11 protein-coding genes and 1 pseudogene are annotated in these 13911 nt (G+C 50.2%); 3 read left to right on the top strand and 9 right to left on the bottom strand.

Annotated features, from left to right (window positions below):
• Nucleotides 1-190 precede the first annotated feature (190 nt).
• Both rpmF and yceD read right to left on the bottom strand, forming a co-directional pair.
• Entirely contained in the window at nt 191-364 is a 174-nt protein-coding gene (gene rpmF, locus HV127_RS18825) for a 50S ribosomal protein L32 (protein ID WP_000290724.1), read from the bottom strand.
• Nucleotides 365-380: 16 nt separating this feature from the next.
• Nucleotides 381-902: a 23S rRNA accumulation protein YceD gene (yceD, locus tag HV127_RS18820; protein WP_181482689.1), complete on the bottom strand. Its 522-nt coding sequence runs from the start codon at nt 900-902 to the stop codon at nt 381-383.
• A 141-nt stretch (nt 903-1043) separates the two neighbouring features.
• On the opposite strand from yceD, the gene HV127_RS18815 reads away from it, so the two are divergent.
• Nucleotides 1044-1628, top strand: coding sequence for a nucleoside triphosphate pyrophosphatase (locus HV127_RS18815; RefSeq protein ID WP_182237874.1), 585 nt, complete (start codon nt 1044-1046; stop codon nt 1626-1628).
• A gap of 60 nt (nt 1629-1688) precedes the next feature.
• On the opposite strand, the gene HV127_RS18810 is transcribed toward HV127_RS18815, so the two are convergent.
• The 5 genes from HV127_RS18810 to HV127_RS18790 form a co-directional block, all read right to left on the bottom strand.
• Nucleotides 1689-2474 (bottom strand): sulfite exporter TauE/SafE family protein, encoded by a 786-nt coding sequence (locus tag HV127_RS18810; RefSeq protein WP_182237872.1) that lies wholly within the window; start codon nt 2472-2474, stop codon nt 1689-1691.
• A gap of 172 nt (nt 2475-2646) precedes the next feature.
• Nucleotides 2647-4143 (bottom strand): pyruvate formate lyase family protein, encoded by a 1497-nt coding sequence (locus HV127_RS18805; RefSeq protein ID WP_228727534.1) that lies wholly within the window; start codon nt 4141-4143, stop codon nt 2647-2649.
• 133 nt (nt 4144-4276) lie between these two features.
• Entirely contained in the window at nt 4277-5257 is a 981-nt protein-coding gene (locus tag HV127_RS18800) for an IS5-like element IS5 family transposase (protein WP_042934497.1), read from the bottom strand.
• A gap of 45 nt (nt 5258-5302) precedes the next feature.
• Nucleotides 5303-5656 carry an iron-containing alcohol dehydrogenase gene (locus HV127_RS18795; protein ID WP_182240727.1) on the bottom strand — a complete coding sequence of 118 codons (354 nt, stop codon included), beginning with the start codon at nt 5654-5656 and terminating at the stop codon, nt 5303-5305.
• 87 nt (nt 5657-5743) lie between these two features.
• Nucleotides 5744-7174, bottom strand: a complete 1431-nt coding sequence (locus HV127_RS18790) for an SLC13 family permease (RefSeq protein WP_182237870.1) — start codon at nt 7172-7174, stop codon at nt 5744-5746.
• A 569-nt stretch (nt 7175-7743) separates the two neighbouring features.
• On the opposite strand from HV127_RS18790, the pseudogene HV127_RS18785 reads away from it, so the two are divergent.
• Nucleotides 7744-7991, top strand: a pseudogene (locus HV127_RS18785) (hypothetical protein); the annotation flags it as partial.
• 12 nt (nt 7992-8003) lie between these two features.
• On the opposite strand, the gene rluC reads toward HV127_RS18785, so the two are convergent.
• Nucleotides 8004-8957, bottom strand: coding sequence for a 23S rRNA pseudouridine(955/2504/2580) synthase RluC (gene rluC, locus HV127_RS18780; protein WP_182237868.1), 954 nt, complete (start codon nt 8955-8957; stop codon nt 8004-8006).
• Nucleotides 8958-9654: 697 nt separating this feature from the next.
• On the opposite strand from rluC, the gene rne reads away from it, so the two are divergent.
• Nucleotides 9655-12897 carry a ribonuclease E gene (gene rne / locus HV127_RS18775; RefSeq protein ID WP_182237866.1) on the top strand — a complete coding sequence of 1081 codons (3243 nt, stop codon included), beginning with the start codon at nt 9655-9657 and terminating at the stop codon, nt 12895-12897.
• 41 nt (nt 12898-12938) lie between these two features.
• Here rne and HV127_RS18770 read toward each other — a convergent pair whose 3' ends face one another.
• Nucleotides 12939-13874, bottom strand: coding sequence for a LysR family transcriptional regulator (locus HV127_RS18770; protein WP_182237864.1), 936 nt, complete (start codon nt 13872-13874; stop codon nt 12939-12941).
• Between the last annotated feature and the right edge of the window lie 37 nt (nt 13875-13911).

Below are 13911 nucleotides of genomic sequence, written 5' to 3'. Positions count from 1 at the left end.
GCTCGGTTTGGTTATTCCCCAGTTACCCGGGGAAATCCTCACTAAGCTTCATCACGCTTTTACTCTTCGTCTTTCACGCTGCAAGTGCGTTGACTGCGCTCGTTCACACCAGTCACATAGTGAGCTATGCTCCGGGTGCTTCTCTCGCTTGCGTCTTCTTGCAACGCGAAATCCATGGAGTAATGCGTGATTACTTAGCGATTACCTTGCGACCGCGGTAGAAACCGTCGGCAGTGATGTGGTGACGCAGGTGTTTCTCACCAGAAGTTTTGTCTACAGACAGGCTGGTGACTGCGGTCAGAGCGTCATGGGAACGACGCATGCCACGTTTGGAACGGGTTGGTTTATTCTGTTGTACGGCCATGGACCTTACTCCTCAATTACTTATGCTTTAAGCTGGCTAATACGGCAAATGGGTTTGGTTTTTGTGCCTCTTCAGGCAGTTCGCCAAAGACCATGTCCGCGTCGGACACTTCACAGTGTTCAGAATCATGCACCGGAACTACAGGCAAGAAGAGGATAATTTCATCTTCAACGAGCGCCTGCAGATCGATTTCACCGAATTCGTTAACCTCAATCGGCTCATACGCTTCCGGCAGTGCTTCCGCCTGTTCGTCATTTCTGACGGGGCTGAAACAATACGTTGTGTGGACATGATAAGGGAACGGTTTCCCGCAACGCTGGCATTCGAGGGTTACCGACACCGTTGCATCGCCGTTTATCACGGCAAGGCGCTGATTATCAATAGCGAACGATATGCTGCATTCCACATCGCTGTCCACGCTGACAACAGAATCGGCGACACGCACAACTTGATCACGGGTATAGATACCTTGGTAATCTAAGCGTTTTTGAGCCGTGCGAACCGGATCGAGAGTCAGGGGTAATTTTACCTTTTGCATAGGGCGCGCATATTAACTTTGTAATGTCATAGAGTCAAAGAAAAAGGCAGCCTCAGGTTGCCTTTTGCCAATTATTCGCACACATTGCGGCGCATAGTTTAAAATGATGCTCTGCGAAGCGCTACATGTGGATGAAAAAATATGTCTGAACTGATCCTGGCGTCAACCTCTCCATGGCGGCGAATGCTGCTGGAGAAGCTTTCAGTGCCTTTTGAATGCGCAGCTCCAGACGTTGATGAAACGCCGCTGCCGGGTGAATCGGCACGCCAGTTGGTGATGCGTCTGGCACAAGCAAAGGCGCAAGCCCTCGCCGAACGCTTTCCACACCACCTTATTATAGGTTCTGATCAGGTTTGCGTCCTGGATGGTGAAATCACTGGCAAACCACATACCGAAGAAAACGCCCATCGCCAGTTAAAGAAAGCCAGCGGCACCATCGTGACCTTCTACACCGGTCTGGCGCTGTACAATTCAGCTAATGGTCATTTACAGACCGAATGCGAACCCTTTGACGTTCATTTCCGCCGTTTAAGCGACCAGGAAATTGACAGCTATGTGCGCAAAGAAAACCCACTGCAATGCGCTGGAAGTTTCAAAAGCGAAGGATTAGGTATCACGCTTTTTGAACGTCTTGAAGGCCGCGACCCAAATGCACTGGTCGGCCTACCGTTAATCGCCTTATGTCAAATGCTCCGCCGGGAAGGATTTAACCCCTTACTCACATAAGCAGGCGTTAAAATGGGATCGGAGGTTTTAATATCCTCCCGATCCCATAACGACCTCATTTTACGCAAGGGCCATCAGGCTGGTAAACAGCATGTTGCCGCCGACAAATAACAGCACGCAATACACGATGCGCAGGAACGTCTCCTTATTAATACGCTGCAGGAAGGCCATTCCCAGAAAGAAGCCGATCGCCGCCATCGGGAAACCGATAGTCAGAGCGCCCCCAAGATGTTCCGTCCATGCGCCATTACGATACTGGTTAAATGCGTTCCAGGTGTTAAATACCACCCATACCATATTCATGGTATTACGAAATTTTTCTTTCTCCTTCACCGCTTCAATCGTGTAAACGGTGATCAGTGGCCCACCGATAGTGAACGCACCGTGCACAACACCACCTAAAATAAGACAACCATAACGAAAGCATTTTTTCGCTGTCGTATCTGGCACATTAATAGCTTCTGCTTTTTTAAAGAACAATGGATTGACGATATGCTTGTAAATGTTCATTACTGCAATAATCGTGACCATTGCGCCAATACAGATTTTCGCTACATTGGGACTAATTCTATAAAATAAATAGTTACCGACTAATATTCCCGGAACGCACAGGGCGACTATTTTCCCTAAATCTTTCCAGGAAACATCGCGCCAGGTTCTGACCGCCAGAAAATATAAAAAAGGTAAGGTAATCAACGTACCATAAGGTACCCCTACCGACGTTCCTAGTAAACCGTTAGTCACTGATGCCGCGATAACGGTACAGCCAAATCCGGTACATCCCTGAACAAAAAAACCGACAATTTGCATCAGGCCGACAAGTATAAAATCAGTATTGAAACTCATAATATCCGCCCTGGATATAAAGACACTCGCATTATCTCTGGCTTTTTTCCCACCAAACCAGAGAAGTCAGGATGTGGGTCGGCCTCTCTTTTGTTGTCCCGGAGATGTAAAAGCCATATCTCAGGGATGACACAAAATTAATAGACTTCCCACAACATGCTGCACGTCATTATCAGAAATGAAGTTCAGTGCGCTGAATCAAATCTTTCTGTAACGGTTTGCCGAGTTCGACAAAATAAGCGCTATAACCCGCAACGCGAACCAGCATGTCTTTATAATCCTCCGGCTTTTTCTGCGCGGCGCGCATGGTTGCCGAGCTCATGATATTGAACTGAACGTGCATCGCCTGCTTGGCAATATACTCATCAATAAAACTCAGCAGATTATCGCGCCCTTCGACTCCAGCCACCGCTTCTTGTGGGAATCGAAGATTCATCAGAGTACCGTTGGTCGCCAGGCTATGGTCAACTTTGGTTAATGAGTTGACTAACGCTGTTGGCCCGCAGATGTCATGAGAGCCGCCGTCAGTGTGAACTGGCCCCATATTATCGGAGATAGGCTCAAATTTTTTACGTCCATCAATAGAAGCATTTGTGTTCAGACCCATGCCGACGTTGGCATTCACGGAATAAACGCCTGGACTGAATTCTCCCCCGCGCGGCGTCTTTCTACCGCTAATATGACGGCAGTAGCATTCAAACATGAATTTGAACAGATCATCCGCATAATCATCATCGTTGCCGTAGTGTCGCACCTTCGAACTATTGACCAATGCATACAGTTTTTCGTGGCCGACCCAGTTATCCTTTACTGCCTGCAGCATCTCAGCACCGCTATACCGCTTCTCGTCGAACACCAGCTGTTTAATGGTAGCCAGACTGTCCGCACAGGTCGCCATACCCGCCGCCTGCGGAGCAATACCGTTGTACTTCGCACCGCCTTCAGTCAGATCCTTACCTGAAATCATACAGTCTTCATAGAAAGCGGAGACGTAGGGAACAGGCTTCAGCTCGCGATGTGCATTGTCGATAATATTCAAACTGCTGCACATTTGATCGGTCCAGTATTCAAACTGTTGATCGACGCTTGCCAGAACTTCATCAAAGCTCTTGTAGGTATCCAGGCTACCGGTATCAGGCCCCAGTTGCTCTCCGGTACTAAGGCTGCGGCCACCGTTGACCACCATTTCCATCATTTTAGGCGTATTCACATAAGCCGCATCATGCCAGCCATACTCTTTACCCGCTAAATCCAGCTCGACGCAGCCAACAACGCAGTAATCTCTGGCCTCTTCAAGAGTCATTCCCTTGCGCAGCATCCCCTTAATAGAAGGTGCATCATTGAATAGCTTCGGATGTCCGTAACCTGCGCGGATGCACTCAACGGTCTTAATTTTTAATTCATAAGGCGTATTTTCATGCATGCGAACACAAACCCACGGGTTCATCATTCGTGTATGGGCTGAACCTTCCAGCATCAGCATCGTCAGATCGTTAGTCGCATCATTCCCCTCACGATCGACGCCGCCAAGAGTCAGGCTTTCACCGCCAAAACCACGACCGTTACGCACCGCAACGGTGCCTTTGTCTTTTAGTTTGGTAGGGTTATTCATCTTCACGTACTGAACTTCGATTAACTCAAGTGCGAACTCTTTAGGGAAGGTGCGAATAAGCGGGGAAATTCTTCTCGGCTGACTCAGTCATTTCATTTCTTCATGTTTGAGCCGATTTTTTCTCCCGTAAATGCCTTGAATCAGCCTATTTAGACCGTTTCTTCGCCATTTAAGGCGTTATCCCCAGTTTTTAGTGAGATCTCTCCCACTGACGTATCATTTGGTCCGCCCGAAACAGGTTGGCCAGCGTGAATAACATCGCCAGTTGGTTATCGTTTTTCAGCAACCCCTTGTATCTGGCTTTCACGAAGCCGAACTGTCGCTTGATGATGCGAAATGGGTGCTCCACCTTGGCCCGGATGCTGGCTTTCATGTATTCGATGTTGATGGCCGTTTTGTTCTTGCGTGGATGCTGTTTCAAGGTTCTTACCTTGCCGGGGCGCTCGGCGATCAGCCAGTCCACATCCACCTCGGCCAGCTCCTCGCGCTGTGGCGCCCCTTGGTAGCCGGCATCGGCTGAGACAAATTGCTCCTCTCCATGCAGCAGATTACCCAGCTGATTGAGGTCATGCTCGTTGGCCGCGGTGGTGACTAGGCTGTGGGTCAGGCCACTCTTGGCATCGACACCAATGTGGGCCTTCATGCCAAAGTGCCACTGATTGCCTTTCTTGGTCTGATGCATCTCCGGATCGCGTTGCTGCTCTTTGTTCTTGGTCGAGCTGGGTGCCTCAATGATGGTGGCATCGACCAAGGTGCCTTGAGTCATCATGACGCCTGCTTCGGCCAGCCAGCGATTGATGGTCTTGAACAATTGGCGGGCCAGTTGATGCTGCTCCAGCAGGTGGCGGAAATTCATGATGGTGGTGCGGTCAGGCAAGGCGCTATCCAGGGATAACCGGGCAAACCGACGCATGGAGGCGATTTCGTACAGAGCATCTTCCATCGCGCCATCGCTCAGGTTGTACCAATGCTGCATGCAGTGAATGCGTAGCATGGTTTCCAGCGGATAAGGTCGCCGGCCATTACCAGCCTTGGGGTAAAACGGCTCGATGACTTCCACCATGTTTTGCCATGGCAGAATCTGCTCCATACGGGACAAGAAAATCTCTTTTCTGGTCTGACGGCGCTTACTGCTGAATTCACTGTCGGCGAAGGTAAGTTGATGACTCATGATGAACCCTGTTCCATGGCTCCAGATGACAAACATGATCTCATATCAGGGACTTGTTCGCACCTTCCCTAATACTCCCACTGCTTTCGCAACATCTATCGAACTGCCTCCGCCGAGCGCCACAATACTCGTTGCACCACATTTCTTGTAGACCGCAGTTGCTTCATTTACGACGTCTACGGTCGGATTCGGAATTACTCCCAACCAGGTGGTATGATGAATTCCCGCTGAAGCAATAATATCTTCTATCTTTTTTACTACCCCAAGACCTTCGAGACCGGGGTCGGAAATCAAGAGCACATTTTCAGAATGATTTTCCTTTAAGATTTGCGGCAGTTTATTTAGGCAGCCGATACCAAACTCAATGCTTTGCGGTATTTTAAAGTTAAAGCTTTTCATCATCTTCCCTTCTATTTTCAGTAATTAAAAGATATGAATATCTCTTCTTCCCCTGCCCTAAAAATCATAAATTTGGCCTGGGCGTACTTATTTCATAAAATCTGAGAGTTGGCTGAACGCAGGCCAAAATTTCAAGCATGTATAACCGACAATCACCACAAATATGATATGGATGAGAGCCATCAGGCTTCCTCCTTTGAACATAGCCCTGGCATCCAGACCATAGGCTACAGGGATTGCCCGAACGCTGATGGGCAGCATAAATTCTGCGTTGAAGGCCATCACGGTAATAAACCAGTAGGGAATAGGATTCAAACCAAGCTTGGTGGTAAATCCAAGGACAATAGGCAGTACGACAGCGGCTGAGGCAGTTGAGTTTGTTGATTCAGAAATGATGCGGGCCAGAACCACAAATACAATGATGGTAAGCAGTCCGCCATCGAGCGATAGTTGTGAGATAAGACTGGCGATTCCAACGCTTGCACCAGAGTCATTCACCAATTTTCCTAACGCTAAACCACCGCCAAAGAGAATCAGCATTCCCCACATGGTCTCTTGTTGCGCCATCTCCCAGGTCAGCATCGGTCCTTTTTTGACCGTAGTTATCACAAAGCAGAGGCAACCAAGAATCAGATATAAATGAGCAGGGGACAGTGCTGGAAAAATAGGTGCATACAGAGGACGCGCAAAAGCGCCAATCAGGCCTAAAATGAACAGCGAAGCACAGACTTTCTCATCACGCGTCATCGGTCCGAGTTCGCGGTAATTCTTTTCAAAGTACTCGCGCGTTCCATTTAGCATTTTAACTTTCATCGGCATCAGCAGCATACAGGCAAGGCTGACAGTCGAAATAATGATGTAAAACGGTGCCATACGAATGAGCCAGTCAACGTACATAAACTCGTGACCAATACGCTCTTCAAGAATTGAGATAGCCGCAAGGTTCATCGCCCCCCCCAGAGGACTCCCTACACCACCAATACCAACCCCCCAGCCAATCGCCAACAGGATTGGAACCGCTGGTTTACATGAAGGTATATCGTCATAACCTGACGCTGCCAGCATGGCGATAGCTATAGGTGTAAACAATGCGCAAACCATCACATTCGGGAGAATGGTTGAAGCGACGATGCTGGCAAGCAACCAGACCGTAATCTGCGACTTCATTGATGGCCCGATGAGAGAAAGAACTTTTAAAGCAACCCGTCGATCTAAACCAATCGAAGCCCAGGGGATGCACAGCAGTCCCGAACCAAAAATAAGGATGATGCTATCGGACCAATACTGGGCCGTAATGCTCCCCATCGGCACAATATTAAAGAGCGCGTTGATAATAATTGGCAGGAGGCTGGTTACAGCAACATGCACCGGGCGGGTAACCCACCAAAAGATCATCCACAGCAAGGTACCGACAGCCTGTGCGCCTGGGGTTGTCAGGTTATGTGAAAAAAGCAGGATAGCCACAATAAAAATGATAGGGCCGCTTAAGAGATATACCAAGCGTCGTGAGTTATTCATAGCATATCCCCAGCGTCAATCCTTTCAGTTGTAGGCCAATAGATGCACATGTGTTTAAAAAACGTAATTATATAGATACGAAAAATCGCAACTTCATATCAATAAAAGTAAATTTATTCTTTTCTACGAAGTGCATCACATTTAGCAAAAACGATTCAGTTGTTTTTCAAAAAAAAGCCCAGCCAATGTCACCACTGTATTTAAAATGTATCTACATTGTTGAGGAGTATATGTCGCACAGCTATACCGACTAACATGAAAAAATAAATTAACCCTTATATATCAAAACCATATCAAAAATTAAAAATCAAAAAAAGCAGCTATCCTTACTATTTTCTATAGGGAGAACTCCCTATTTTATAAAGATCATGCGCTATATCTCTTATTGAAGAGTGAAATCCAAAACAAAGTGACGCCGTCTCTATCAGTAATATAAATAAAATGTGAGATACTTTGTTGTGTATTTTTTATATATAGAATAAATAATTGTTGCATGCATTGATTAAATATCATGAGACAAGGTGGAAAAGGTCAGTTAATTCTCAGCAGTTAGCCCGACAAGCGCTTTGCTGGTCAGTAACTATTTTAATCCTGGACACTCGCTGGCAGGTGAAGTGGCTTATGAAGATTTGCGTACCGTCGATTTTCTCAGCAGCTTAAAAGGGGTCAACGACGCCTTCGCCAAAGTCCATAAAGTATGGGCATCGCAAAATACGTAGGGCTGGAAACGAAAACGTGGCCAGAACTTGACCACGTTTTTTATAAAGCGCAACAGGACGAGGTTTTCCCATGGCTTGATAAGTGGCTCAAATCCTGAGCCTGATACACATTACTTTGCGTTACGCAAAACCTGTAGGCAGCGCTTAAGCTGATTATCTAAAGGCGCTTCGACACGCATAACTTCCCCGGTTCCCGGATGCGTAAATTTCAGCGCTGCGGCATGCAGGAACAGACGGTTAAGGCCGGTTCCTGCCAGTTGCTTGTCGAATTCACGGTCGCCGTAACGATCGTCAAAGGCTATCGGGTGACCGGCATATTGTGTATGCACACGAATCTGATGGGTACGACCGGTTACCGGGCTACAGCGCACTAGCGTCGCATGGGTATAACGTTCTTCCACCTTAAAACGGGTCTCTGAAGGTTTGCCCTCCTGATTGACCCGAACAATACGCTCGCCACTTTGCAGAATATTTTTCAGCAGAGGAGCCTGCACCACTTTGGTATGCGACTGCCACTGTCCGCGCACCAGGGCCAGATAATCTTTCTGCATTCCTTTATCGCGCAGTTGCTCATGCAGCGAACGCAGCGCTGAACGCTTTTTCGCAACCAGCAAAACGCCAGACGTATCCCGATCGAGACGATGAACCAGTTCCAGGAAGCGAGCCTCCGGGCGCAACGCACGCAGACCTTCGATCACGCCAAAGCTCAGACCGCTACCGCCATGCACCGCTGTACCTGAAGGCTTATTGAGCACCAGAATGTGATCATCTTCATAGAGAATGACGTCCGCCAGGGCGGCCACTTTTTGCAGATGCGGGGATACTGCTTCTTCTTCCCTTTCCGCCACCCGCACCGGAGGGATACGAACTTCGTCACCGGCTTCCAGTTTGTATTCCGGCTTAACACGTTTTTTGTTCACCCGCACCTCGCCTTTACGCAAGATGCGATAAATCATGCTCTTCGGTACGCCTTTGAGTTGCGTACGCAAAAAGTTGTCGATACGTTGTCCTGCGTCATCATCCGCAATGGCAACCATTTTTACGCTTGGGGTCTCAGTTTTCATGGTGCGCGATTCTAAATAGCCCGACGCATTAGCGCCACTCATTTTTATATGCTTATATTTATCATTATCTGGATTGCATCGCATGCTTCATCGTCGTTTTGTTTGTTATTAGAACAATCTGTATACGCTGGTGAAGAAACTGTGAGTAACCGGATGATAAAAGGTAAAAGTCAACTTGCTATAACAAGCTTAGCAATGGAATAATGATGCAGTTTTCCGTGCTGAACCTTGTTAGAACAAGAAATTAGCGGAATGACCAATTTTGTCTGACCGATCATCCACGCAGCAATGGCGTAAGACGTATTGATCTTTCAGACAGTTAGCGGGCTGCGGGTTGCAGTCCTTACCGGTACAGGCTCTATGGATTTTACGTCGCAGGAAGGCGTCAACTCCGGGATTCCCGGGAGCTCATCTGAGTCAAATGATTGAGATGAGCAGGTTAAGCCAACACGCCTGCAACGTGAAAAACAATGGGTATAAATGGAATCTTCTCTGGTGATACATCCCAGGCAGTTCCCCTGATAATTGCACTGTGTTTCCGTTTGAAATACAGGCGACCGACACTCTGCGCCTCTTAAGCGCGCGACAACCGTGAGGTTGGCGACGTGAACCAGACTCGAGGCCATCGGTTTCCCCCGGTAAGGCGTTACTCTGCCCGTAGCTTAGTCGTCAATGTAAGAATAATGAGTAAGTTACGATGAAAAGAATGTTAATCAACGCAACTCAGCAGGAAGAGTTGCGCGTCGCCCTTGTTGATGGGCAGCGCCTGTACGACCTGGATATTGAAAGCCCCGGGCACGAACAGAAAAAAGCGAACATCTACAAAGGCAAAATCACTCGCATTGAACCTAGCCTCGAAGCCGCGTTTGTTGATTACGGTGCCGAGCGTCATGGTTTCCTCCCCCTCAAAGAAATCGCCCGCGAATACTTCCCTGCCAACTACAACTCTCATGGCCGCCCTAACATTAAGGACGTGCTGCGTGAAGGCCAGGAAGTGATCGTTCAGATTGATAAAGAAGAGCGTGGCAACAAAGGGGCCGCCCTCACCACCTTTATCAGCCTGGCGGGTAGCTATCTGGTGCTGATGCCGAACAACCCACGCGCTGGCGGTATTTCACGCCGTATCGAGGGTGACGATCGTACCGAGTTAAAAGAAGCGCTGGCTAGTCTTGAGCTGCCAGAAGGCATGGGGCTTATCGTACGCACCGCAGGCGTCGGCAAATCCGCTGAAGCTCTGCAGTGGGACTTAAGTTTCCGCCTGAAGCACTGGGAAGCTATCAAGAAAGCAGCCGAAAGCCGCCCTGCGCCATTTCTGATCCACCAGGAAAGCAACGTTATCGTGCGCGCTTTCCGTGATTACCTGCGTCAGGATATTGGCGAAATCCTTATCGACAACCCGAAAGTGCTTGAGCTGGCTCGCCAGCATATCGCAGCGCTGGGCCGTCCGGATTTCAGCAGCAAAATCAAACTGTACACCGGTGAAATCCCGTTGTTCAGTCACTATCAGATTGAGTCACAGATTGAATCTGCTTTCCAGCGTGAAGTTCGCCTGCCTTCCGGCGGTTCTATCGTTATCGATAGCACCGAAGCACTGACCGCAATTGATATCAACTCCGCACGCGCGACCCGCGGCGGCGATATCGAAGAAACCGCGTTCAACACTAACCTGGAAGCAGCGGATGAAATCGCTCGCCAACTGCGCCTGCGTGACCTCGGCGGCCTGATCGTTATCGACTTCATCGACATGACGCCAGTACGCCACCAGCGCGCGGTTGAAAACCGCCTGCGCGAAGCGGTGCGCCAGGATCGTGCGCGTATTCAGATCAGCCACATTTCTCGCTTTGGTCTGCTGGAGATGTCCCGTCAGCGCCTGAGCCCATCGCTTGGCGAGTCCAGCCATCACGTCTGCCCGCGCTGTTCAGGCACCGGAACAGTACGTGACAACGAGTCGCTGTCGCTCTCCATTCTTCGTCTGATTGAAGAAGAAGCGCTGAAAGAGAACACCAAAGAAGTCCACGCTATCGTGCCGGTACCGATTGCTTCTTACCTGCTGAACGAAAAACGTGCTGCGGTAAGCGCCATTGAAACTCGTCAGACCGATATACGCGTCATCATCGTCCCGAACGATGAGATGCAAACCCCGCACTACTCTGTACTGCGCGTGCGTAAAGGTGAAGAAACCTCGACTCTGAGCTATCTGCTGCCGAAACTGCACGAAGAAGAGATGGCGATGCCTTCTGATGAAGAGCCGCCAGAGCGCAAGCTTCCAGAACAACCTGCACTGGCTGCTTTTGTGATGCCAGATGCACCGCCTGCTCCTGCACAGGATGAACCAACCAGCTCACCAGCGGCTAGCACTCCAGCGGCATCTGCTACGCCTAAAGCGGCTGCACCGGCTCAGCCTGGCCTGGTATCGCGCTTCTTCAGCGCGTTGAAAAACATGTTCTCCGGCGCAGAAGAAGCCAAACCAGCGGAAGTTCAGGTAGAAGCTAAAGCGGAAGAGAAAACAGAACGTCAGCAAGAGCGCCGTAAACCGCGTTCGAATAACCGACGCGATCGCAACGATCGTCGCGATAATCGTGACAATCGTGATAACCGGGACAATCGTGCTGATAACGGCGAAGGTCGGGAGTCTCGCGAGTCTCGCGAAGAAAACCGCCGCAATCGCCGCGAGAAGCAGCAGAACGTCGAGGCGCGTGAACCTCGCCAGACTACCGGTGAAGATGCGGAGAAAGGCAAAGTCCGTGACGAGCAACAACCTCGTCGCGAGCGTAACCGTCGTCGTAATGATGATAAACGTCAGGCTCCACAAGAAGCGAAAACACAGGCTCTTGAAGAACCTGTCGTGCAGGAAAGCGAGCAGGAAGAACGCGTTCAGACAATGCCACGTCGCAAACCGCGCCAGTTGGCACAGAAGGTTCGTGTTGAATCTGCTGCTGCCGAGCAGGTTGTTGAAACGGTTGAAGCTGCGCAGCCGGAAATCGTCGCGCCGCGTACGGAGCTAGCAAAAGTCGATCTGCCAGCGGTTGTTGTTGAAACTGTCGCTGAGAACGACGAAAGCATTGATACACGCGAAGCCGATGCTCGTGAATCTAACGGTATGCCGCGCCGCTCACGTCGCTCCCCTCGCCATCTGCGCGTAAGTGGTCAGCGTCGTCGTCGCTATCGTGACGAGCGTTACCCGACTCAATCCCCGATGCCGCTCACTGTAGCCTGTGCATCGCCGGAAATGGCGTCAGGTAAGGTGTGGATCCGTTACCCAGTCGTTCGCCCGCAGGACCCGCAGCAAGAAGAAGCTCAGGTTCAGGAGTTCACGACTGCAGCGGTAGAACCTGTTGTTTTGCCAGCTGTTGTTGCAGAACCTGTTGTCGCTGAAGTTGTGACACCGGCGGTGGTCGAAGAGAGCGTTGCGGAGCAGGTCATTACCGCTGAGCCGCAAGTCGCCATCAGCGAACCTGAAGTTCCGGTTGTCGAAACAACTCATCCGGAAGTTATCGCCGCGCCGGTTGATGAACAGCCGCAGCTGATCGCGTCAACAGATGAGGTCGTGGCTGAAACTGTCGTCGCTGAAGCCGTAGAAGCAGTTACAGAACAAACTGTCGAACCAGAAGAGCTGGTGGTTGCAGAAGAACCTGCCGCAGTAGAAGACGTTGCTGTGGTAGAAGAAATTCCTGTAACTGCGCAGCCAGCACCTGTAGCAGAACCGGTTGTTGAAGCTGAGTCTGAAGCGGTTGTTGTTGCCCCGGTTGTCGTTGTAGCTAATCGCAGCGCTACCGCGCCGATGACGCGCGCACCTGCACCAGCTTATGAGTCGGAAGCACCGCGCCACAGTGACTGGGTCCGTCCGGACTTCGCCTTTGATGGTAAGGGTGCGGCAGGCGGACACAGTGCAACCCACCAGGCGTCAGCTGGGCCTACTCGTCCGCAACCTGTAGAGTAAGTCCCGCACCTAAAAAGACCGGCCTTTGTGCCGGTCTTTTTTTATTCCCCTTTCGGCTGCTGCATCCCTGCTACCTGCGGCATCACCTCTCGCATCAAATCAAGAAACTTACGCAGCCGTGTCGGATAATAACGCGCCCACGGATAAACCAGATGCACCGGTAGCGAAGAAGCTCTCCACTGCGGAAACAGTTCAACCAGCCGCCCGACGGCAATATCTTCCGCAACTGCCCAGCTTGAGACTATCGCTACTCCCAGCCCAGCCAGCGCGGTATTGCGTGCCACATGTACGCTATCGGTACTCAGACAGGGGGCAATAGCAAAGGTAATTTGCCGACCGTCGGTCTCAGATTGCAGCATCACTTCATGCTGATAAAATGTACTGATTGCTACCCACGGCAGTGCCGACATCTCCTGTGGAGTCTTTAAGGTCGGAGAGTTCGCCAGTAATGACGGTGAGGCAACAACGCTACGTGGAACCACAGCCAACTGTACCGACACCGTCGCTGGATCGACTTCAGCGCCTACACGAATCGCGCAGTCGATACCGTCACTGAGAAAGTCTACTGTCTTATCATTCAGCATCCACTCCACTGACAGCTGCGGGTAGCGCTGTAGAAATCCGACTAATGGTCCTAATAGTTGCTGCTGACCAAACGCGTGTGGCGCCCTTACCCGCAATACGCCAACCGGCCGATCGTCCGTAATGCGTAGATCGTCTTCCAGTGCCAGCCAGGCATCTACAACCTGCCGCGCATGCTGATAACAGCGCTCACCGTCATCGGTTAACTTCATCGCATGGGTGGTACGTAGAATCAGCTTCGCGCCAAGCAGGCCTTCCAGAGACTGTAATCGTCGACTTACCGTTGCCTGAGTCGTATTCATCTGTACAGCTGCCGCTGAGAGAGAACCAGCCTCAACGATACGAATAAAAGTTCGCATCAGTTCTATACGATCTATACGCTCCTGCTTCTTCATTTTTCTTTTGCCTATACGCTATACGTATAACCGTTTT

The organism is Klebsiella sp. RHBSTW-00215 (assembly GCF_014103785.1).
GTDB lineage: Bacteria > Pseudomonadota > Gammaproteobacteria > Enterobacterales > Enterobacteriaceae > Klebsiella.
Note: the sequence above shows the minus strand (reverse complement) of the source record. Positions and strands in the feature narration are given on the sequence as shown.

Bases quoted from the DNA above. Each gene is read 5' to 3' on its own strand.
- rpmF (WP_000290724.1), bottom strand. From the start codon at position 364: ATGGCCGTACAACAGAATAAACCAACCCGTTCCAAACGTGGCATGCGT.
- yceD (WP_181482689.1), bottom strand. From the start codon at position 902: ATGCAAAAGGTAAAATTACCCCTGACTCTCGATCCGGTTCGCACGGCT.
- HV127_RS18815 (WP_182237874.1), top strand. From the start codon at position 1,044: ATGTCTGAACTGATCCTGGCGTCAACCTCTCCATGGCGGCGAATGCTG.
- HV127_RS18810 (WP_182237872.1), bottom strand. From the start codon at position 2,474: ATGAGTTTCAATACTGATTTTATACTTGTCGGCCTGATGCAAATTGTC.
- HV127_RS18800 (WP_042934497.1), bottom strand. From the start codon at position 5,257: ATGAGTCATCAACTTACCTTCGCCGACAGTGAATTCAGCAGTAAGCGC.
- HV127_RS18795 (WP_182240727.1), bottom strand. From the start codon at position 5,656: ATGAAAAGCTTTAACTTTAAAATACCGCAAAGCATTGAGTTTGGTATC.
- HV127_RS18790 (WP_182237870.1), bottom strand. From the start codon at position 7,174: ATGAATAACTCACGACGCTTGGTATATCTCTTAAGCGGCCCTATCATT.
- rluC (WP_182237868.1), bottom strand. From the start codon at position 8,957: ATGAAAACTGAGACCCCAAGCGTAAAAATGGTTGCCATTGCGGATGAT.
- rne (WP_182237866.1), top strand. From the start codon at position 9,655: ATGAAAAGAATGTTAATCAACGCAACTCAGCAGGAAGAGTTGCGCGTC.
- HV127_RS18770 (WP_182237864.1), bottom strand. From the start codon at position 13,874: ATGAAGAAGCAGGAGCGTATAGATCGTATAGAACTGATGCGAACTTTT.